Below are 20,483 nucleotides of genomic sequence, written 5' to 3' on the forward strand. Positions count from 1 at the left end.
CGGATGGCGATTTCGGGTTCGTTGCTGTCTGGATACTAATTTCTATTTGACTTCATTCAAAAACCGGCTAGCTAGTAACAGCTTGGAGTGAGCCCACCTTCCTTGGCTGATACTTCGCTGCCGTTTCGGCAATTAACTTGATGTGGTCTGGAGTGGTGCCACAACAACCGCCGATTACGTTGATCATACCTTCCTTCAAAAACTCCTCAATTTGCGCAGCCATTTGCTCCGGCGTTTGGTCATACTGCCCAAATTCATTAGGCAACCCGGCATTGGGGTGAGCGCTTACGTTGAAAGTGGATTTCTCAGACATAATTTGCAGATAAGGCCTCAGCTGAGCTGCTCCAAGGGCGCAATTAAGACCAACACTCATCAATGGCATATGCTCCATGGAGATCAAAAACGCTTCCGTCGTCTGCCCTGACAGGGTGCGGCCACTGGCGTCAGTAATAGTGCCGGACACCATGATAGGCAGCCTCACTCCTCTTTCCTCAAACACTTCCTCGATGGCAAAAAGAGCGGCCTTGGCATTCAGGGTATCAAAAATTGTTTCTACCAGTATAATATCAACACCGCCGTCCATCAATGCACGCAACTGTTCTTTGTAGGCATCCTTCAATCCGTCGAAATCGATGGCCCGGTAACCGGGGTTGTTTACATCCGGAGACAGTGAGGCGGTCCTGTTGGTTGGCCCTATGGAGCCAGCGACGAACCTTGGTTTTGAGGGATCAAGAGCGGTTGCTTCGTCGGCAGCCTCCCTGGCAAGCCTTGCCCCCTGGAAGTTGATGTCATATACCATATGCTCCAAAGCATAGTCAGCCTGAGCGATGGATGTACCAGTAAAGGTGTTAGTTTCTGCTATGTCGGCTCCTGCTTCGAAGTATTTCTTGTGAATAGTCTTGATTACATCGGGCCTGGTGATATTGAGTAAATCACTGTTTCCCTTCAAGGGGATATGATGATCCTTGAGTGCCTCATTCCTGAAATCTTTTTCTTCCAGGTTGTAGCGCTGAATCATGGTACCCATGGCACCGTCAAGCACAAGAATTCTTTCCTTTAAGATTTCTTCTATATTCATAAAAGTGTTTTTGTTTTGGTTTGAAATATTCCAGCGAAAGCATAGAACACTTTACCAGCCACATTAATTCTCTTATCAGGAAAGGTATCCAAAGGAAGGATTACGCTTATCTGTCTCGGATGAATAATGCTTTACACATTACATTTTCCAAGTGGGAGTTGGCACCTATTCCCCAGGGAGGTGGAAGGTTGCCAAGACTTCAAAGGGCCCATCCCTCAGTCTTTCTTGATAAGAGGTGCAAATATACCACAATTGGCATAACTAAAAATATTTGCATATTTAAACTGAGCTTAAATTTTGACTATATGCGCCGCCAACTGATTATTTTAATTATTTCGATTTCATTTTCGCCAACCATTCCACTATCTGCTAAAAACCAGACCCTTACGCCACTTGATTCCTTAAAAGCTGCCCTGTCACAGGCCTCTTCCGCCGAAGTTAAGTCGGACTTGTACAATTCCCTTTTTATAGAAACCATCAAATTTTCACCAGATGAGGCAAAAAATTATGCACAACTCCAAATCAACTTAGCGGGAAAGGAATCGCTGAGCAAAGGCCTCGCACAGGGGCTCAACAACCTCTCGGTATATTATAACAGTCAGGGAAAATTAGACTCGGCGAGCTATTTTATTGAACAAACCATTCTCGCCTACCAAAAAACAAAAGACCTCAGCGGCCTTGGAGGTGCCTACCTTAACCTCGGCAACCTGAACAGGCAAAGTGGGGACTTTCCTTCCGCCATCTCCGCTTACAAAAAGGCTTCCAGCTATTTTTCTCAAGCCGGAGAAACAAGCAAATATGCCTCCGCTATAAACGGTGTCGGCAACGCCAAAAGAAACCTTGGAGAGCTGGATTCGGCCCTGTTCTTTTACAAAACGGCTCTCGACGTTACCGATACCGCTACGCTTCAGGCAATCGCTTTTATGAATATTGGAAATGTGCTGGCTCAAAAAGGCGAGTATGAAGAGGCGGTGGTATATCACCTGAAATCGGTGAAAATAAAAGAAGAACTGAACGACCGGAGAGGCCTGATGTCTTCGTACATCAATATGGGAGTGATTTACTCAAGGCTTGAGCAATTTGACAAATCGGAAGCCTCTTATCACAAGGCTATCAAGGAGGCTGAAGCCATGGGCATCAAGCAAAGCATGGCAATGGCGTACAACAACATCGGCACCAACAAAGCCCGGCAGAAAGACTTCGACTCCGCAGCTTTTTATTTCAAAAAGTCGCTTGACATTAGAAAGACGCTCGGAAATCGAATGGAAATCGGAATGTCGGAGAATAACCTTGGCAACGTGTACCGTGATTTAGGCAACCTCGATAGTGCCCTTCATTATCATGAACTGGCCCTCCAAAGCAAATTGGAAGCCAACGACAAATACGGCATCCCTTCGGCCTACTACAATACTGGCTCGATACTGTCGCTTCTTGGCCGGGCGGAAGCCGAAGAATACATACTGAAAGGCTACGATATGGCCAGGGAGGTGAGTCCCGTGTTGGAAGAAGAGGCTGCCAAAACATTGTTCGATCACTATCAGGCCAGAAAAAATTACAAAGCTGCCCTCGACATCCAAACCAGGTTAATAGCCCTGAAAGACACTTTAAGAAGTGAAGAAACGAAAAAAAGGATTGAAGAACTGGAGAAGAAATATGAATCGGAGAAGAAGGACAACGAAATAGCCCTGCTGGCCAAAGACAATGAGCTCCAGGCACAAAAAATAGCTCAAACGGAGACTGAGAGAATCATCTACATCATTAGCGTTATTTTCATCATTGGCTGGGGTTTTGGCTTCTTTTACCTGCAGCGAAAGAAACACCAGGCGGATCTTTTTCTGGCTGAAAAGGAAAAGCTTGTATTCGATCAGAAAATCAAACAGCTGCTGAAGGAATCTGAAATAACGAGGATAGAGTCGCTGCTAAAAGGCCAGGAAGAAGAACGGAAGCGAATGGCAAGAGAGCTTCACGATGGGCTGGGCGGTATGCTGGCGGCCCTCAAAATCAGCTTGCAAAGTGATGTAAAAGGTGGCTCAGCCAATAACCGGGCTGTAATGCTTGCGGAAAAGTCGGCCGATGAGGTTAGGAAAATATCTCACAATTTGATGGCTGGAGCACTTCAGAAATACGGTTTGGTGGAAGCGCTCAAGGACTTAAGCCGTCAGGTAGAGGAAAGCACAAACCTAAAGCTCAATTTCTATTGCGACCGGGATGAATACACATTGAACCCAGAAGCAGAAACACACTTATTCCGGATGCTTCAAGAGATTATAAGCAACTGTCTGAAGCATGCAAAGGCCAGTGAATTAAGTATTCAAATTCATCAGGAGGATGATACCATTCACATTACCACCGAAGATGATGGCGTTGGGTTTGATCCCAACAAGGTAATGAACGGTATTGGCACGGACAATATCAGGGATCGGGCAGAAGCGCTGCACGCTAAACTTTCTGTGGAGTCATCAAAAGGTAGAGGGTGCACTTATTTTATCGAGGTGCCAATTGTGGTCAATCAACTAACTTAAAATTACCCGTTTTAGGGTATTTATTTCCTTTGCCAAAAGCGTGTAATTGACGGAAAATTACACGTATGAATTTCGTGATCGTTGCTGTGTCCGGATTGCTGATTGGCGGCTACACTTACCTGCTAGCAAGCGGCTTACGGCTAAGAAGGAAACTTAAATCTTTAAAAAAAAGCTCACAGCCCAACCCTAAGCTGCACGCAATAGTGCTGCCTGGAAAAAACTTCGTAGAGGACGTTTATCAATTGACAACTCTTGAAAATAATCCTGGCCTCCCCTCCCTTCCAACCCCAGCTATTACCCTTCCTCGTATTAAAACAACTCTTAGCGAGCTTATCACCAACAAATTCATCGACCACGTATCGTTGTATGTGACTCAGTTCAATCTCAAGAATAATAAAAGTATAGAACTAACCATCGTAAAAGGGCAATGCAATTTATCGTTTAAAGACAGTCTTTTACTTCTAACGAGTATCCATTCATTGGTGAGTGACAGCAGTCACAGTGAGGCCGGGCAAACAAGTCTCTTCGTTCTGGCTACAACTCCCTTTCAACTCTCGATAACTACCTCGGGTATGAGAGTGAATGAATCTTCCATTTATTCTTTGGTTGTTGAAGAAATACAGCAATCTTCATCACTGGAAATCATATCCCATGAAACAACCCGCTTAGGTGAAAGGTTAGTAATTGGTGTGACTGAGACGAAAGATGACGATAGTAATAGCCGACGACCACGAAATTTTCAGAGAAAGTATTAGCTCACTTTTAACAGGAAAAGGAGGTTATGAGGTGCTGGCTACCTGCAGAAATGGGCTTGATGTGTTGAAGGCCGTAGAAGAATTGCAGCCCGGGCTGGTGTTAATGGATGTAAAAATGCCGGCCATTGACGGCATAAAGGCAACAGAATCTATCAAAAAGGACTTCCCCTCAATTAAAGTGCTGGCCTTAAGCATGTCGGACGACCCTGCAGATATCGCTGGAATGATAGAGGCTGGCGCTGATGGCTATATTTTGAAAACTGCCGACGTAAAAGATTTCATGGAGGCTGTGACAATGATTGCAAACGGAAAAAAGTACTTTCCTGCACAAACTATGAAGATGCCATCTGGTCACAGAGAGGGTATTTTACTTAGCAAACGGGAAATTGAAATCGTGCGCCTCATTGCCATGGAGTATAGTGCGGAAGAAATTGCCACTCAGCTTTTTATTTCCCATCTAACAGTCGAAAAGCATAAAAACAACATTCGCCGCAAGCTGAACACCACCACCGTTGGGCTGGTAAAATTTGCCATTAGAGAAGGGATAATTTAGCCGGGCGGCGCTTCCTAATCGGAATTCTTCTAATTTCGCAGCGTGAAACTAGCTGCCGTAGATATTGGCTCCAATGCCATTAGAATGCAGGTCACTAACGTGATCGAATATGACAACGATGTGGTCTTCAAAAAGCTTGAGTACATCCGCTTTCCACTGCGCCTGGGTCATGATGTGTTTTCCCAGGGCCAAATAAGTGAGAAAACCAGCCTCAAGTTTATCAAGCTAATGAAAGCCTTCAAGCTTTTCATTGACTTGTACGAGGTAGATGATTACATGGCCTGCGCCACCTCTGCCATGCGTGAAGCAAGCAATGGGGAAGAGCTGAAGAAAATAGTAAAAGAAGAAACAGGGCTGGAAATAACCATTATCGAAGGAGACACGGAGGCAGAGCTGGTCAACCGGGCAGTCAACATTCATATCACCGATGCTCCTTTTTTACACATCGATGTGGGCGGTGGAAGCACAGAACTGAACGTTTATTTGCAAAAAGAAAAAGTAGCATCAAGGTCGTTCCGGCTGGGTGGGGTCAGGAGGCTCGACAAAAAAGACTCGCCAGAAGTCTGGAAGGAAATGGAGACCTGGATTGAAGAGAAAATTCCGACTCGTTCACAAAAAATCACCGCTCTTGGCACAGGCGGAAACATCTCCAAAATATTTGAGCTATCTGGCATTAAGAAAGGCAAGAAGCTAAGCTATGAAAAAGCTCAGGAAGTTGTTGAAAGACTATCTCAGCTTACACTTGAAGAGCGCATTTTCAAGCTTCAGCTAAATCACGACCGGGCCGATGTGATCATTCCGGCTTCAGAAATCTATTTGGGAGCCATGAGAGCAGCCCACGCCCGATACATCATAGTGCCGGATGTGGGACTGAAAGACGGCGTTATGCACTACCTTTTTGAAAAAAACAAGCACCGCATAGCTCCCTACATTGTGAAGTCAAGCTGGTGAGTTGGTACAATCAGGCTTGTTCTTCCTTTTTAGGCCTTGAGCTCCACCAAAGGTAGAACAAGGCGGCTGAGGCAATTAACAACCCACCCAGCTCCCGGGTTTGCTCTATATAGGGCTTATCGTCCATCATGTGCCCCAGCATTTCCGACTTATCATCTGAGGCGAACCATTCCAGCATACCGGGAATAAGTGTGAGCGCCCATATCAGGCATAGTCCCATCAGCGCCACGGTCACATACGGCAGCGGCTTCCAAAAACCATGTAACAGGCTCAATCCGGCTACCATGCCGTACAATGTTACCCATCTTTCAGGGTCTGGATCGTTGAACTGCACGTAGGTAAAAACCACAAAAAGGGCAGCGAGAATTCCGTGAATTACTTTCTTTGTCATGATCAAAAATCTATTCGGTAAACTAATACTGGTATCATTCCAAGCTGGGTCATCAGCACTTGTCTGTTTTGGACTGTATCAAAATAATAATATGATGGGTTTTCAGTATTCAGTAAATTCTGAATATCTATCGCAAACATTTGTGTATGACCTTTCTTGAATCTGGTCCACTGCACCCGCATATCGACTCTGAAATAATCGCCAAGTCGGTTTGCGTAGAAAATTCCGCCTATTCCATCTGGCCCCTGCTGTAGAAAACTTCCCTGATAAAGCATTCTCGAATTAACCCCGAACAGTCTTTCAATGCCGTTTTTCTTCGTTGTCATCCATTCTTTTCCAAAAGTGGCATTAACACTGTATCTACCATCAAAATTAGACGCCCTGTATTTCCCAAATAAATCCTGGTATTCGGAGCGATACATTGAACCACCCCACCAAATGTAAAACCCGTTCACTATTTGCTGCCGATGCTCCAGACTGACTCCATATACTCTTCCCCTTCCCCCCGAAGCAAGCACATCAAGTGGATAAGTGCCGTCATAGTTCATATAATTGAAATAGTCATAGTAGCCATCGTATGAATTAGGGAGATCATATAACGATTGGTAAAAGGCAGTCGCACCCAAAGTAGAAGAATTACCTATCTTTTGAGTCCAGCCGATTTCGCTCGACCAGGATTTGACATATCGAAGACCTGGATTCCCCCGGTCTGATAAAGTGACTGGCTGTCCCGACGCTGGAAAAGAGGTGGCTGTATAATAGGCATAGGGTGATAGCACCTGGCTATAAATACCGCTTCTGAAGGAGAAGGATGTCTTTGGTGCCATTCTTACTTCCAGGTTAGCCCTGGGCTCCAGCAAAAACTCTTTGGTATACCCAAACCAGGAGGAATTTAAACCGAGATCAAGATCAACTTTCGAGCCTATGGCAAAGTTACCGCTTACAAATGGCTGCAGAAGCAAGCTTTTGATGTCTAAGTTAAAATCTGGTAGTTGGACGCCATTAAATGTTTGGTCGTAAGAGTCAGGTCCAAAGCGATCAATGCCCCATTGGTAGGCAGTTCCCCTTACGCCCGCCTTGGAGGTTATGCGATCCCCCCATCTGGTCATTACGCTTGAAGCAAAAGATAGCTTTGCTACCTGTTCGTTGTCCTTAGTAGACAAAGTGAGCGATGGATCATTCAATTCATGAGTTATTTGGTCTCTTTCGGTCGTCGTTGAAGAATACACCAAAACATTCCTCCAACTGTTTTTGCCTCCAAGTGTAGCCTCCTGCGTGATACCATAGGCATAAATAGATGAAGCATAGTCGATGTCCGACAATTCCTTTTCAACAGTAGGTCTCCCTTTCGGCCTCCGATATACATTACTATTCCACCCATTCACTCCAAACAGAGTTACCTTGCCAATAGGTGTTTCCGGCAGCGACACATTGAACGAAAGGTCTTGAAATTTGATCGTTTCTCCTCCGAAGTCGACACCCATTAAAGCAAGAATGCCAGTGAATGAATAACGATAATTGACCAGGTAGGACGCTGAGCCACCCTTTTTGAACGGCCCTTCAGCGGCAAAATCGAGCCCGATGAGGCTTGCCTGAGCAGTATACTCCTGCCGTTGGTTATTCCCTCTGCGCAGGTTCATGTCGAAAATGCCACCAATGGCATTGCCGTATCCTGCCGGCATATAGCCCATCAGGAAAGAAGATTTGTCGAGCATTTGTGTACTCAGCACGTTCACGCCCCCACCATTTTGGGTCGGGCGGTCGCTTATTGTCCCGGCATTGGCCAGGTGGTTGGGGTTCACAATTTCAACCCCCTCCAGTCGCCATGTGTTGGCAATGGGTGAATTACCACGCACCGACACTGCATTATTTTGGTCGTTGGTGTTGGCTACTGAGGGGCTACTCATTACCACCCTGGCCGGATCGAGGTAGTTGGCAGCAATGCGTTGAAACTGCTCGGCCGTGATATCAACCTTGCTCATTTGTTCAAACTCCTGTATGTCGGAAGCTGCAGATACCTTCACCTCTTCCAATTCCATTGGGGACTGTTCCAATGTCACATGCACCACATTCTGCTTTCCCGACACTACGAGTAGCTCTCTTACAATATCGGACTTATAACCTGTGTAGGTAATTTGTATGGACTGTCGACCGACTGGCACATCCTTTATCTCAAACTCCCCAAACTCGTTTGTTGACGTACCCACACCACCCGCCAATGGAAGAAGCGCTACCGAAGCACCTGCCAGTGGCTCTTTTGTTGTGTTGTCTACAACCGTTCCTCTAACCGTTTGAGTCAGCTGCCTGGCGGAAACGGCCGTGCCGACACTCATTACCAGCAGTGCAATACCAAGCCAACCCTTCATCGTCTTGATCAAAGTCTTCAAATCCCCCACTTCATTAAGTTCTTGTAGCTTATTGCTATACTTTCGACAGGAGGCCGCTGACACACATCCTGCTCTACAAAAAAGTGTTTCATTCCTGACAACATAGACTTTTCGAAAATAGCTTTAAAGTCTATCACGCCGTTACCCACTTCGGTAAATTCTTTATCATCGGTGTCAGCCATATCCTTTACGTGCCACAAGGCCGTTCTTTTTGGGTATTTTTTGAAAAAATGCATGGGGTTATAGCCGACCCTTGTTGCCCAGTAAAGATCCAGCTCGGCAACAACCAGGTCGTCGTCCGTTCCATCCATAATAACATACATAGGAAGCTGGCCTTCCAGTTCCAGGAATTCAAAATCATGATTATGGTAGCCAAATTGGATGCCTGCATTTTTTGCGACTCTGGCTGAAAGGTTCAACAAGTCCGTCAACCTCTTATAGTCATCAATTGACTGCCTTTCTTCGGGAAAAAGAAATGCGTTGACCATGTACTTAAGCCCCATTGTATTGGCGTCGTCCACGGCCTTTTCCCATCCCGCAGATAATGTTCCCTGCCAGGGAGCATCAATATTCCCTGTAAGGTAGTGGCCGCTCACCAGCTTCATCCCAAGGTCTTCCACCATCTTCCTCAACTCCGAAGGAGTCACCCCAAATACTTTGCCATCAGCATAACCAAAAATCTCAAGGTCTTTATAGCCAATTTTTGCCACGGCCTTGAGCGTACTCTCCAAATCTGCCGACAACTGTTCTCTTAGCGTATACAACTGCAACCCGTATCTTCTACCCGGGCTGGATGGCGAGCAGCTGGGAAGCAAGGCTAACCCCGCCAGGGCCAAGCCTGATGTTTGAATAAATTTCCTTCTTCCACCTGAATGGACTTCTGTAAAATCTCTCATGGTTATTTATTCATCAGCTTAGTCAGATTAATGTCACAGCCCCAAATAGATCTTTGCGCTACTCTGTAACAAAAAAATGCAAGGAATGTCTTAGCATCCCTTGCAAATGTTTTTAAAAACCGATGGAGGTTACTGGTAGTAACGTCATAGACTACTTGATACCAAGTATCTTTTTATTGGTCTCGTCGTCCATGCCAGAAGAGGCAAAATCATCAAACGCCTTCTCAGTTACCCGGATGATATGGCTCTGAATGAAAGGCGCCCCCTCTTCGGCTCCCTGCTCAGGGCTTTTGATACAGCACTCCCATTCCATCACCGCCCAACCGTCGAAGCCGTACTGCGAAAGCTTGGTGAAAATAGAGCTGAAGTCTACCTGGCCGTCGCCCAGAGAACGGAACCTGCCGGCCCGGTTGATCCACGACTGGAATCCGCTGTATACCCCCTGCTTTCCTGTCGGGTTAAATTCAGCGTCCTTCACATGGAACATCTTGATGCGTTCGTGATAAAAATCGATGTATTGGATGTAGTCCAGGTGCTGCAACACAAAGTGGCTGGGATCGTAAAGCAAATTAGCCCTTGAGTGATTGCCAGTGGCTTCCAGAAACATTTCATAAGTTACCCCATCGTGAAGATCCTCTCCGGGGTGAATTTCGTAACAAACGTCTACTCCGCACTCGTCAAAGTAGTTCAAAATAGGTTTCCATCTGTTGGCCAGTTCTTTGAAAGCTGCCTCCACCAAACCAGCAGGACGCTGAGGCCATGGGTATAAATAAGGCCATGCAAGAGCGCCTGAAAATGTGGCATGGACGTTGATTCCAAGGTTTTGCGAAGCCTTGGCTGCCCACTTCACTTGCTGCACTGCCCACTCCTGTCTTGCCTTTGGGTTTCCATGGTATTCGGCCGGAGCAAACCCGTCAAACATAATATCATAAGCAGGGTGCACAGCCACAAGCTGTCCCTGCAAATGCGTTGAAAGCTCAGTAATTTCAACTCCACAGGCTTTTACCTTCCCTTTTAACTCGTCGGCGTAAGTTTTGCTCTCTGCACATTTTTTAAGATCAATGCAGCGAGGATCCCAGGTAGGAATCTGAACGCCCTTGTAGCCGAGCTTGGCTGCCCATTTGCAAATGCTTTCCAGGTTGTTGAACGGTGCCGTATCGCCCATGAACTGCGCCAGAAAAATGGCAGGGCCTTTAATGGTATTCATGCTTTTTTTGGTTTTGTAGTTCAAGAAAAAACTTAAGATTCACTCGAATCAATCTGTGAATCGAAATATAGTGAATCTACAGTGCACGAAAAATTAAAAAGGGCAGGAGTGGCGCTAAAAATTAGTAGGGTTCGTTCCCTTGTCAGCACTTTACTGTCGTGCCAGGCAAATAAAGTTGACTTCGGCATTTATTTGTCTTTTGGTAATGATTAAATTGAAAATATAGATTTAATCACTTATCATCATTGCGCCTTAAGGAACCTCTTTGTACTCCGGTTAACAGTACATTATCAATCTTGCGCTGCTATTTTATTCTTTAAAAAGACAAAAGTTATGGAAGATGATTTCTTTGGACTATTGACTACAAACAAATGGCCTCCACGGTGGGTTTGTGGCGAGTGGACTTCACTTCACGGATGGTTTTATATACTTTCCGACCTATCCATCGGCCTGGCCTACTTTGCTATCCCCTTCATTTTGTTCTATTTCATTCGAAAGAGAAAAAACGACCTGCCCTTTGTGCAAATATTCTGGCTCTTCATCTTATTTATACTTGCATGTGGTACCACGCATTTCGTAGATGCAGCGTTGTTCTGGTTTCCCGCTTATCATCTTAGTGGAACGATCCTTTTCATTACGGGAATTATCTCCTGGGTTGCAGTAGTTGGTTTAGTTAAAGTGCTACCAGAAGCCCTCCAGTTGAAAACAACTGACGAGCTTGAGACTATTGTGTCAGCGAGGACAGACGAATTACAGGCGTCTAATAAGAAGCTGCGAGAAATTAATTCAGACCTGGACAATTTCGTCTACGCTGCTTCCCACGACCTAAAATCGCCTATCAATAATATAGAGGGGCTGATAGCCATGTTAAAGAGTACGGATAATAAGGAAGTGGCGGATGAGGTCTTTCAAAAAATAGAACAATCGGTATCAAAAGTCAGGCATACGATTGATCAGATCTCGTCTGTCGTCAAAATACAGCGAACCGAAGAACAAGATATTGGCGAGGTGTTTTTCAACAAGGTATTGGAGGAAGTATTAGAGGAAAATGTGAACTTGGTGGAAACTGCCAAACCGCAGATCATACAAAATTTTGCGGTCGACTCGATTCACTTTTCACATACAACGCTAAAAAGCATCATGTACAATCTGGTCACCAACGCATTAAAATACCGATCGGCAGAAAGAGATCTTGAAATACACGTACGGACATTTTCGAGAGAAAATCACACCTATCTCTCAGTGGAGGACAATGGCCTTGGAATAGACCTCAATCAAAACAGGGAGAAGCTGTTCTCCATTTTTTCCCGATTTCACGACCATGTAGAAGGCAGCGGTATAGGGCTTTTTATGGTTAAGAGACTTGTGGAAAAAAAAGGCGGCGATATCAGCGTTGCCAGCGAAAAGAACAAGGGAACAACCTTTACAGTCAAATTTTAAAGCTTCTAACTATGCCAGTTAACAGAATAATCCTGGTCGATGATGACGAAATAAGCAATTTTCTTAGCATTTCATTGATTAAAAAAATTGATCCTGAAATAGAAATAATTCCATTCAGAAACGGCAAAGAGGCGCTCGACTACCTTCAAAATGAAAGCCTTTCAAAAAGAAGATCAAATCTGATTCTTCTTGATATAAGAATGCCTGTAATGAATGGTTTCGAGTTTCTGGAGGAGGTACATAATTCCGATCTCAGAATAAAAGACTCAATGAGGGTAGTCATGCTTTCGTCATCCGATAACCCCAGAGACCTTGAGAGGGCAAAAAGCTTTAAGGTATTGGGGTATATCAACAAACCTTTGAAAGAGGAATCTATCAGTACCTACCTGAGTTTGGCTGGTTGAAGCTACTTCACCCGTTCACCCTTCTTCATCACGAGGTCAACGTCCTGCAGCAGGTTGATATACTTTAGCACGTCGCCTTTAACGGCAATAATATCGGCGTTCTTTCCTTCGCTCACCGTGCCCACTTGCTTGTCTACTCCCATAATGACTGACGGCCAGTAGGTAGCACCTTTGATGGCCTGCAGCGGATCAACCCCCAACTCCCTCACCCATATATCGAGCTCGTTCCAGGTACTTTGGCTATGAAATTTCATAGGAATGCCACTATCCGTACCTACCAGCATTACAACTCCAGCTTCCTGCAACTGCCTGAACTTTTTCTCCAAAGTTGGCTTCCTAATCGGAGTCAACTGAAAGTACGGAAGCCGGCCAGGGTATTCTATCGATGCCTTTATGTCAGCAATAACCGTATCGGGAAGATCAAGGTGCCAGGAGTCGTTATCGAGCTTTTCAGGGTGATCACGCAAGTACTCATAATTCCAAAGTCCTTCGATGGTCGGCGTCCAAAATAGTGGCCCGGTGCTCATATTGGCAGTGCGTTCTTTAAGCGCTACCATAATGTCGGCCGGGTACTCAGGCGCCGAAGAGAGCCCTGTATGCTCGAAGCAATCAACACCAGCTTTCAGGCCTATCCTTATTTCCTCCGGCCGGTGCGAATGGGCTACTACCGTTAAATTATGCTTGTGCGCCTCATCTACAATCGCCTTTACTTCAGCAAAGGTCATTTGATCCTGGTCTATCAGCTTGATGCAGTCCACTCCTGCTTTGGCGAGTTTTTGCACTTTCTCCCTTGCATCCTTTTCTCCACTTACTCCCCAGCGAAACTGCTCCGTGCCCGGATAAGGTGCATGCTGCAAAAACGGCCCCGACATATACATCGTCGGCCCTGCGATCTTTCCGTTATTGATAGCATCTCTCACTGCCAAACTTTCCTCCAGAGGACCTCCCAGGTCTCTGGCGCTTGTTACTCCTGCCATTAGCAGCTGATGAGCCGACGCTGGCATGATCACATCCTTAAATAATGGAGGATAAGTCTTGTCCCAATAAGCGTAATCCGAGTGGCCATTGATCATCAAATGCACATGCATGTCCCATAGGCCGGGCAGCACACTCATCCCTTCAGTAGAAATGATTTCAGCATCGGGTGGTATCTCCAGGCTGCCCACCGTTCCAACTGCTTTGATCTTCTCGCCCTCTATTATGATGACGCTGTTTTGAATGGGGGTGCCGCCAAAGCCATCAATGAGTGTGCCGCCGACGAGGGCTTTGAGGGATTGGGCTTTTAATGAGAAAACAGAAATAAGAAGCAACAAACAAACGGAAAGCCTTTTCATAACAATGAATTTTACACCTAGTATAGCGAAAGTTCCGTTACATATGAAAGCTATTTTTTCTAATCCTAAACATGGCAAGAACAATGGGTCAATAAACTTCATTCTTATTTCATTGACATTTAAGAATCTAATCATTTTATTTGATTGACATTTACGATTGAAATATGAAGGGAACATACCTGGGTGAGTTTGAGGAACTCGTGCTATTGACGGTGGCCATTTTAAATGGCGATGCATACGGCATTACTGTGATGGATGAAATTGAAAAGAATATTGATCGCAAGGTGACAGTGAGCACAGTTCATACTGCGCTGTACAGGTTGGAGGAAAAGGGTTTTGTCGAATCCTACTTTGGCGGAGCCACTCAAGAACGAGGTGGTAGAAAAAAAAGGCTGTACAAAGTAACGGCGTCCGGGGAGCGGAGCCTTGCCGAAGTGAAAGAACAAAGGGAGAAGCTCTGGAACCTGTTGCCCAACTTAAAACTCAACTATGAATAATACGCCGCCAAGGTGGGCAGTAAAGCTACTGCGCTGGTACTGCTCGGCTCGTTTCATCGACGAGTTGGAAGGGGACTTATGCGAGCTCTACGATAGAAACCTTGCACTTTACGGTGAACGTAAAGCTAACAAGCTCTTCATTTTTGGCGTACTGGGGTCAGTCAGGCTCTACAGAATAAAGAAACTCAAAGGACTAAACACGAACATTATGCTCATCAATCATTTCAAAGTTGCCTTTCGTCACTCACTCCGGCACAGGGTGTTCACAGCGGTAAACTTACTCAGCCTCTTCTTCGGCATCGCTTCCGTTTTCTACATTGGGTTGTATGTTAAGAATGAAACCAGTTACGATCAGTTTCATAAGAAAAAAGACGTACTCTACCGGGTATTGCGAACCGATCCCGTCGACCCTCCCACAGCCGCACTCTCCTCTCAATTTGGCAAGGTGCTTAGCAGTGAGTTTCCGGGAATCAAAATCTGCAGTATGGGAAGTGATCCTGTGAAAATTGGTGATATCGATCCAATACTTGTCGAGGATTTCTACTGGACAGATTCTACCTTCTTTGACCTCTTTTCGTTCAAACTGATCCATGGCGACCCAAAAACTGCTCTATCAGATCCCAGCGGACTTGTGCTTACTCAAAGCCTGAGTCAAAAGCTTTTCGGCGCCGAGAACCCCTTGAATAAAGTGGTAAAGGTGAAGATTTATGACAGCAATGAAGAGTTGAACATGAAGGTAACGGGCGTGGTGGCTGATCCCCCGCAGCACTCACACATTCAGTTTTCGGGGCTCGGCTCGATGGCCGTTGCTGATAAAATGTACGCCTCCCTGGCTTCTCATTGGGGGTTTAGCTGGGTGAGAACCTATGCCCTCATTCCTGATTTGGCACATTCGGGCATCCGGGAACAGACGCCGGCTATTATTGAGAAATACCTTGGCAAAGACATGGTGGAGAGACTCGGGATGGATTTTCAGCCGATGCAGAACGTCTATCTCCATAGCAAAAATATGGGTGGAAATGAGCTCGCCGGAGACATTGGCAATATCATCATTTTCTCCACCATAGGTTTCTTCATCTTACTCATCGCCGTGCTCAACTACGTGAATCTTTCCACGGCAAGGGCACTCTCCAGAGCCAAAGAGATTGGGTTAAGAAAAACCATCGGCGCCGGACGTGCAGACTTGATTGCCCAGATCCTCGTTGAATCGGTTTTTTACACATTGGTGGCATCTACATTTGCCATTGCCCTGATCATACTTGCGCTTCCGCTTCTCAACAGCTGGATGAGTCTGCAACTATCCGCCTCTGTCTTCGGGTTCAGGGAAGTGATTTGGTCAGCAATTGGGATAGTAACCATTGGAGCTCTTTCCGGGTTCTACCCTGCTTTTGTGCTCACAAGGTATTCGCCAGTGGCTGCTCTCAGCGGGCATAGCTCGGGCAAAACAAGCAGCCTGCCAAGAAAGGTGTTGATCACTATTCAATATTGCATCACTATTTTCCTTATAACGGGCAGCGTTGTTGTTTACCTTCAGTTTCAATACATGAAGACGTTTGATCTTGGGTTTGATCAGAAGCAACTGATCAATATAGCGGTGAATGATCGTGGGCTGCAGCAAAGAATCGATGTACTCAAGGAATCGTTCAAAAATATCCCGGGTGTTGACAAGGCGGCAACTTCAGGAGAACCCTTGCCAGCAAGAATGCAAAACACGTGGGGATTTTACTGGCAGGGAGCCGAGCCTGATACAGAAAGGGGTATCGACATTGTGGGGGTCGATAAAGACTATTTCGACGTCGTAGGCCTTCACCTGACCGAAGGCGCTACCTTTACGTTGCCCTTCGAGGCCGATTCAGGCAGGTCGGTGGTCATCAATGAAAAAGCGAGGGATTTCATGGGCAAAATATCAGCTCTTAGTGAAGTGGTGGAGATTGGCGGCAAAAACAGAAAAATAATCGGCGTGGTTGAAGATCATCATTACACATCGCTTCACAGTACCATTGCTCCTGTGGCCTACATGGTCTACGGAGCTGGCTACAGGGTGAGCCCCGACAATGTGTTGATGAGGGTAACAACAGGAAATTTACCTGCGCTTATGGAACAGCTAGAAACTACCTGGAAAGAATTTTCTACCGACCCTTTCGAGATGGCCTTCGTTGACGACGCCTTCGCCAGAACCTACGCATCTGAGCAGCAATTTTTCCGGGTCGTAAGCGCATTCACAGCCATTGCTATCATCATTGCCCTCTGTGGAGTATTTGGCCTGATTATCTTCCTGGCTGAAAGCAGGATCAAGGAAATAAGTATTCGAAAAGTGCTTGGTGCGTCTGTTTTTCAGCTGGCCTATCTGCTGTCATCAGACTTTGTCAAATTATTTGCCGTCGCAGTTCTCATCGCAGGGCCAGCGGTATATTGGTTTACTGACAACTGGCTTTCTGACTATCCTTTACACATCGAGCTGAGTGTTGAGGTGGTGGCCATTTCCGCTGCTTGCTGCCTTATTATTTCAATCTTCATCGTGTTAACCCAGGTATTCCGGCTGACTGCCATCAACCCAGCCAGGACGCTCAAATCGGAATAGGCAACCAGCCCCTACCTCAGTCGATAGATAAACCCTGCCAATTAGGCGGGGTTCATTTCTTTTATCACTACCTTTGCAAAAGCCACACATCTGTGGTTGCTGGATTGCTTTCCCGGGCTCTTCTTCTTTCGCTGCGATCTACATTCGAGTTGCAAAACGCCGAAAATCGCCGCTCGGGTTGTTTCAGGTAATTTCAACTAAAACCAAAATACTTATAATGGGTAAATCGCAAGAAACGTTTAACAAGAAAGAGAAAGAGAAGAAAAAGTTAAAGAAGAGGAAGGAAAAAGAAGAAAAGAAAGAAGAAAGAAAAGCCAACTCATCTAAAGGCCAGAGCCTGGAAGATATGCTAATGTATATCGATGAAGATGGCAATTTTACTTCCACCCCACCCGACCCAAAGAAAAAGAAAGTCACCAAAGCCGGCGACATAGAAATTGGAGTTCCCAAACATTCCAACGAGCCTATAGACCCCACCAGAACAGGTATCGTCACCTTCTTCAATGAATCGAAAGGATACGGATTTATCAAAGACCTGGAATCTCAACAAAGTGTTTTTGTCCATGCCAAAGGCTTAATGGAGCCGATTAAAGAAGACAATAAAGTCACTTTCGAAACTGAAATGACTCCAAAAGGAGCGAATGCCATCAACGTTAAGTTGGTGAAATAATCGATTAACCTCTAGCGGTAGCCCATCATCCTCCTTCTGCGGGAGGATGATCATTTTTCTATCTCTGCTTTAGAATACCAAACAATGTCACCCACCTTCTTTGCTACGCCGGAAGACTTTCGCAAGTGGCTCGAAAGCAATCATGATTCAGAAAAGGAGCTAGTGATTGGGTTTTACAAAGTCGGTTCAGGCAAGCCGAGCATTACCTGGCCAGAGTCGGTTGATCAGGCGCTTTGCTTTGGCTGGATAGATGGCATAAGGAGGTCGATAGACGAAGAGAGCTACTCCATTCGTTTCACACCCCGCAGGCCAAAAAGCATCTGGAGTCCGGTGAATATCAAAAAGATTGACGAGCTCACAAAACTGGGACTCATGCTCCCGGCAGGCCTTGAAATATTTAGGATGAGGGAAGATAAAATGTCAGATCTTTATTCCTTTAGAGAAAAAGAAGTTACCCTTGGTAAAGACTATGAACGCATATTCAGAGCAAATAAAACAGCGTGGCGCAATTTCAGCAAAATGATTCCCTCTTATAAAAAACCTGCTATTTGGTGGGTGATTAGTGCCAAACAGGAAGTCACACGACTGAAAAGACTGACGACGCTGATTGAGGATTCGGCCGCCAACATAAAGATCAAGCAACTAAGAAGATAGGGTAAAAGGTAAAAAGTCTCAATTCCTTCTCTTCACATCCCCGCCGCCCTTCTGCACAACATACACTTTGTCAGGTGTGCCTCTGTAAGTAATATCAGCACCGCCGTGAACTTCTGCTGACAATTCGTCTACGAAAGATATGTGAATGTCGGCTCCGCCTCCGGCTTGAAGCTCTGCCCTTTTTACCTTCAAATCATGAGCATTGATGTCGCTGCCGCCAGATGCATCAGCCTTGAAGAAATCGGTTTCTCCACTGAGAATAATGTCGGCCCCACCTGAAGAGTTGGCAACAAGCTTCTTTGCTGCTACCGCCATTCGAATGTCACTTCCTCCAGTGGCTATGAGTTCCAGGGCATCCAATCTAAAAACGCCTTCTCCATACACATCAGAACCTCCTCTGCTTTTTATTCCGGCTATCGTTGGGATAGTAATATACACCCGGCCCTTGCGGTTTCTTCCATCTTTCAGCCCTTTATCTGAATAGTAGATATACAAAACATCCTCCACAACCTCTGTCATAAGATATTTCATCTCTGGCAAGGTGCCCTCAACAAGTGTGGTGGTGGAGTCATTCTGCTTGATATACACATCAATGCCCCCCCTGGCATAAATGGCACTAAACGGCCTCAAATCCCGGCGCTCACTTACCATGGCATTTTGTGCGTGGCCAGCGAAAACCAGAGAAAGAGAAAGAAGAAGAAATAAACCTATCGATTTCATTGTACCTGCTTTCTATTAAAGTACCATGAACTATTGAAAGGTTTCCGCTAAGCTGATAATGCGCCAGTGAACATATGCACCAGAGACTACTGCCCCTTCTTAAGGGAGTCCAATGCCGAATGCACTTTACCAAAGTTGAAAGCAGCCACCCGCTCCTCCATCATGGCCTTTATTCTTTCGTTCCCTAAACTGCCGACTGACCCCAGGTGAGTGTGCTTGATGTTCCGGTTGGGCTTGTAGGTGCCGGCACCTATTTCTTTGGCCACCTCACGATAGGCCTCTCTAAACGGCATGCCAGCTTGCACCAATTCATTTACCTTTTCCACCGTGAACAGGTAGTCGTATTCCGGCTTGGCTACCAGGTCCGTTTTGACTTTCACATTTGACACCATAAGGTGCGTCATCGCCAGGCAGTCTTTCACTTTTTGAATGGATGGCATCAGGTACTCTTTCAGCACCTGAAAGTCACGGTGGTAACCAGAGGGCAAGTTGCCAGTCACCTGCTGAATCACCGTTGGAGTCGCAGATACTTCGTTGCATTTGGCCCGGATCAGCTCCCACACGTCAGGGTTCTTCTTGTGGGGCATAATGCTGGAGCCCGTTGTTAGCTCATCGGGGTAAGACAGAAAGCCATAGTTTTGGCTCATGTAAAGGCAGTTGTCATAAGCCAGCTTGGCAAGCGACTGCGCCACCCCCGCCAGTGAGTAGAGTGTAGAACGCTCAAGCTTGCCACGGGTCATTTGTGCATAAACCACATTCACATTGGGGGCATCGAAACCCAATAGCCTGGTTGTAAGGTCTCTGTCTAAAGGAAAGGAAGAGCCATAACCCGCACCGGAACCAAGTGGGTTTTTGTTGGCCTGCTTGTAAGCCCCCAAAAGTAGCTCAAGGTCATCTGTAAGGGACTCAGCATAGGCTCCAAGCCACAACCCCACTGAAGATGGCATGGCCACCTGAAAATGTGTGTAGCCCGGCAGAAGCACTTCTTTGTATGCCTCGCTTTTTTCACCCAGAAGCCTGACCAGCTGTTCAATAAGCCGAACCACTTCTTCGATCTCAGCTCTCACATACATTTTCAAGTCCACCAGCACCTGATCGTTTCTGGAGCGCCCTGTGTGAATCTTTTTACCAAGATCGCCGAGCGTTTCGGTGAGCCGAAATTCTACTTCAGAGTGGATGTCTTCAGTGTCGGGTGCAATGGAGAAATTGCCCGCTTCCACTTCAGCCAACAATTTCAGCAGACCTTTATGCAGCTCTTTTGACTCGCCTTCCGTAAGGATGCCAATAGATTGCAACATCCTGCTGTGGGCCATGTTGCCATAAATATCGAAAGCTGCAAGCTGCATGTCCAGCACCTGATCGTTGCCGACAGTGAACTGATGCACTGCCTGATTGGTGGTTATATTCTTATCCCAAAGTTTCATTTCGTACGATAAAAACACC

18 protein-coding genes and 1 riboswitch are annotated in these 20,483 nt (G+C 46.0%); of the genes, 10 read left to right on the forward strand and 8 right to left on the reverse strand.

Going from position 1 to position 20,483, the window contains the following annotated elements; genetic code table 11:
- Positions 1-67 precede the first annotated feature (67 nt).
- Positions 68-1,078 (reverse strand): homocysteine S-methyltransferase family protein, encoded by a 1,011-nt coding sequence (locus AAC052_RS01130; protein WP_339810269.1) that lies wholly within the window; start codon positions 1,076-1,078, stop codon positions 68-70.
- Between the two features lie 103 nt (positions 1,079-1,181).
- A riboswitch (SAM riboswitch) is annotated at positions 1,182-1,313 on the reverse strand.
- 70 nt (positions 1,314-1,383) lie between these two features.
- Between AAC052_RS01130 and AAC052_RS01135 the strand changes: the two genes are divergently transcribed.
- The 4 genes from AAC052_RS01135 (at position 1,384) to AAC052_RS01150 (ending at position 5,859) form a co-directional block, all read left to right on the forward strand.
- Complete coding sequence (locus tag AAC052_RS01135) at positions 1,384-3,600, forward strand: sensor histidine kinase (RefSeq protein ID WP_339810271.1); 2,217 nt, start codon at positions 1,384-1,386, stop codon at positions 3,598-3,600.
- A gap of 65 nt (positions 3,601-3,665) precedes the next feature.
- A complete protein-coding gene (locus AAC052_RS01140) occupies positions 3,666-4,355 on the forward strand; it encodes a hypothetical protein (RefSeq protein ID WP_339810273.1) in 690 nt (229 codons plus the stop codon).
- Positions 4,306-4,908: a response regulator transcription factor gene (locus AAC052_RS01145; protein ID WP_339810275.1), complete on the forward strand. Its 603-nt coding sequence runs from the start codon at positions 4,306-4,308 to the stop codon at positions 4,906-4,908. The genes AAC052_RS01140 and AAC052_RS01145 overlap by 50 nt, the downstream gene beginning before the upstream one ends.
- Positions 4,909-4,950: 42 nt before the next feature.
- Positions 4,951-5,859 carry a phosphatase gene (locus tag AAC052_RS01150; RefSeq protein WP_339810277.1) on the forward strand — a complete coding sequence of 303 codons (909 nt, stop codon included), beginning with the start codon at positions 4,951-4,953 and terminating at the stop codon, positions 5,857-5,859.
- Between the two features lie 10 nt (positions 5,860-5,869).
- On the opposite strand, the gene AAC052_RS01155 is transcribed toward AAC052_RS01150, so the two are convergent.
- The 4 genes from AAC052_RS01155 to AAC052_RS01170 form a co-directional block, all read right to left on the reverse strand.
- A complete protein-coding gene (locus tag AAC052_RS01155) occupies positions 5,870-6,250 on the reverse strand; it encodes a transmembrane 220 family protein (protein ID WP_317490356.1) in 381 nt (126 codons plus the stop codon).
- 2 nt (positions 6,251-6,252) lie between these two features.
- Entirely contained in the window at positions 6,253-8,637 is a 2,385-nt protein-coding gene (locus tag AAC052_RS01160) for a TonB-dependent receptor (RefSeq protein ID WP_339810280.1), read from the reverse strand.
- Positions 8,634-9,533, reverse strand: coding sequence for a sugar phosphate isomerase/epimerase (locus tag AAC052_RS01165; RefSeq protein WP_317490354.1), 900 nt, complete (start codon positions 9,531-9,533; stop codon positions 8,634-8,636). Before AAC052_RS01165 ends, AAC052_RS01160 begins: the two co-directional genes overlap by 4 nt.
- 151 nt (positions 9,534-9,684) lie before the next feature.
- A complete protein-coding gene (locus AAC052_RS01170; RefSeq protein ID WP_152000454.1) occupies positions 9,685-10,740 on the reverse strand; it encodes a sugar phosphate isomerase/epimerase in 1,056 nt (351 codons plus the stop codon).
- A gap of 333 nt (positions 10,741-11,073) precedes the next feature.
- Here AAC052_RS01170 and AAC052_RS01175 point away from each other — a divergent pair, with 333 nt between their 5' ends.
- Both AAC052_RS01175 and AAC052_RS01180 read left to right on the forward strand, forming a co-directional pair.
- On the forward strand, positions 11,074-12,180 hold the full coding sequence (locus AAC052_RS01175; RefSeq protein ID WP_339810284.1) for a HAMP domain-containing sensor histidine kinase: 1,107 nt from the start codon (positions 11,074-11,076) through the stop codon (positions 12,178-12,180).
- 11 nt (positions 12,181-12,191) lie between these two features.
- Positions 12,192-12,584: a response regulator gene (locus AAC052_RS01180; protein ID WP_339810286.1), complete on the forward strand. Its 393-nt coding sequence runs from the start codon at positions 12,192-12,194 to the stop codon at positions 12,582-12,584.
- A gap of 2 nt (positions 12,585-12,586) precedes the next feature.
- Here AAC052_RS01180 and AAC052_RS01185 read toward each other — a convergent pair whose 3' ends face one another.
- The gene (locus tag AAC052_RS01185; protein WP_339810288.1) at positions 12,587-13,918 is read right to left on the reverse strand and encodes an amidohydrolase family protein; all 1,332 of its coding nucleotides are present in this window, start codon (positions 13,916-13,918) and stop codon (positions 12,587-12,589) included.
- 164 nt (positions 13,919-14,082) lie between these two features.
- Between AAC052_RS01185 and AAC052_RS01190 the strand changes: the two genes are divergently transcribed.
- From AAC052_RS01190 to AAC052_RS01205, 4 genes are all read left to right on the forward strand, one after another.
- A complete protein-coding gene (locus AAC052_RS01190) occupies positions 14,083-14,415 on the forward strand; it encodes a PadR family transcriptional regulator (RefSeq protein ID WP_339810291.1) in 333 nt (110 codons plus the stop codon).
- A complete protein-coding gene (locus tag AAC052_RS01195; protein WP_339810293.1) occupies positions 14,408-16,996 on the forward strand; it encodes an ABC transporter permease in 2,589 nt (862 codons plus the stop codon). Before AAC052_RS01190 ends, AAC052_RS01195 begins: the two co-directional genes overlap by 8 nt.
- A gap of 217 nt (positions 16,997-17,213) precedes the next feature.
- The gene (locus tag AAC052_RS01200) at positions 17,214-17,666 is read left to right on the forward strand and encodes a cold shock domain-containing protein (RefSeq protein ID WP_152000448.1); all 453 of its coding nucleotides are present in this window, start codon (positions 17,214-17,216) and stop codon (positions 17,664-17,666) included.
- Between the two features lie 84 nt (positions 17,667-17,750).
- Complete coding sequence (locus tag AAC052_RS01205; protein WP_339810295.1) at positions 17,751-18,320, forward strand: YdeI/OmpD-associated family protein; 570 nt, start codon at positions 17,751-17,753, stop codon at positions 18,318-18,320.
- Between the two features lie 18 nt (positions 18,321-18,338).
- Here AAC052_RS01205 and AAC052_RS01210 read toward each other — a convergent pair whose 3' ends face one another.
- Together AAC052_RS01210 and argH are read right to left on the reverse strand one after the other, a co-directional pair.
- Positions 18,339-19,040: a head GIN domain-containing protein gene (locus AAC052_RS01210; RefSeq protein WP_339810297.1), complete on the reverse strand. Its 702-nt coding sequence runs from the start codon at positions 19,038-19,040 to the stop codon at positions 18,339-18,341.
- 86 nt (positions 19,041-19,126) lie between these two features.
- Positions 19,127-20,464: an argininosuccinate lyase gene (argH, locus tag AAC052_RS01215; protein ID WP_339810301.1), complete on the reverse strand. Its 1,338-nt coding sequence runs from the start codon at positions 20,462-20,464 to the stop codon at positions 19,127-19,129.
- Positions 20,465-20,483: the final 19 nt, after the last annotated feature.

Source organism: uncultured Imperialibacter sp. (genome assembly GCF_963974565.1).
Lineage (GTDB): Bacteria > Bacteroidota > Bacteroidia > Cytophagales > Cyclobacteriaceae > Imperialibacter > Imperialibacter roseus.

Excerpts from the sequence above, each read along its gene's own strand:
- AAC052_RS01165 (WP_317490354.1), bottom strand. The coding sequence starts at position 9,533 with ATGAGAGATTTTACAGAAGTCCATTCAGGTGGAAGAAGGAAATTTATT.
- AAC052_RS01185 (WP_339810288.1), bottom strand. The coding sequence starts at position 13,918 with ATGAAAAGGCTTTCCGTTTGTTTGTTGCTTCTTATTTCTGTTTTCTCA.
- argH (WP_339810301.1), bottom strand. The coding sequence starts at position 20,464 with ATGAAACTTTGGGATAAGAATATAACCACCAATCAGGCAGTGCATCAG.
- AAC052_RS01155 (WP_317490356.1), bottom strand. The coding sequence starts at position 6,250 with ATGACAAAGAAAGTAATTCACGGAATTCTCGCTGCCCTTTTTGTGGTT.
- AAC052_RS01145 (WP_339810275.1), top strand. The coding sequence starts at position 4,306 with ATGACGATAGTAATAGCCGACGACCACGAAATTTTCAGAGAAAGTATT.
- AAC052_RS01175 (WP_339810284.1), top strand. The coding sequence starts at position 11,074 with ATGGAAGATGATTTCTTTGGACTATTGACTACAAACAAATGGCCTCCA.
- AAC052_RS01135 (WP_339810271.1), top strand. The coding sequence starts at position 1,384 with ATGCGCCGCCAACTGATTATTTTAATTATTTCGATTTCATTTTCGCCA.
- AAC052_RS01180 (WP_339810286.1), top strand. The coding sequence starts at position 12,192 with ATGCCAGTTAACAGAATAATCCTGGTCGATGATGACGAAATAAGCAAT.
- AAC052_RS01200 (WP_152000448.1), top strand. The coding sequence starts at position 17,214 with ATGGGTAAATCGCAAGAAACGTTTAACAAGAAAGAGAAAGAGAAGAAA.
- AAC052_RS01205 (WP_339810295.1), top strand. The coding sequence starts at position 17,751 with ATGTCACCCACCTTCTTTGCTACGCCGGAAGACTTTCGCAAGTGGCTC.
- AAC052_RS01170 (WP_152000454.1), bottom strand. The coding sequence starts at position 10,740 with ATGAATACCATTAAAGGCCCTGCCATTTTTCTGGCGCAGTTCATGGGC.
- AAC052_RS01140 (WP_339810273.1), top strand. The coding sequence starts at position 3,666 with ATGAATTTCGTGATCGTTGCTGTGTCCGGATTGCTGATTGGCGGCTAC.
- AAC052_RS01210 (WP_339810297.1), bottom strand. The coding sequence starts at position 19,040 with ATGAAATCGATAGGTTTATTTCTTCTTCTTTCTCTTTCTCTGGTTTTC.
- AAC052_RS01190 (WP_339810291.1), top strand. The coding sequence starts at position 14,083 with ATGAAGGGAACATACCTGGGTGAGTTTGAGGAACTCGTGCTATTGACG.
- AAC052_RS01195 (WP_339810293.1), top strand. The coding sequence starts at position 14,408 with ATGAATAATACGCCGCCAAGGTGGGCAGTAAAGCTACTGCGCTGGTAC.
- AAC052_RS01130 (WP_339810269.1), bottom strand. The coding sequence starts at position 1,078 with ATGAATATAGAAGAAATCTTAAAGGAAAGAATTCTTGTGCTTGACGGT.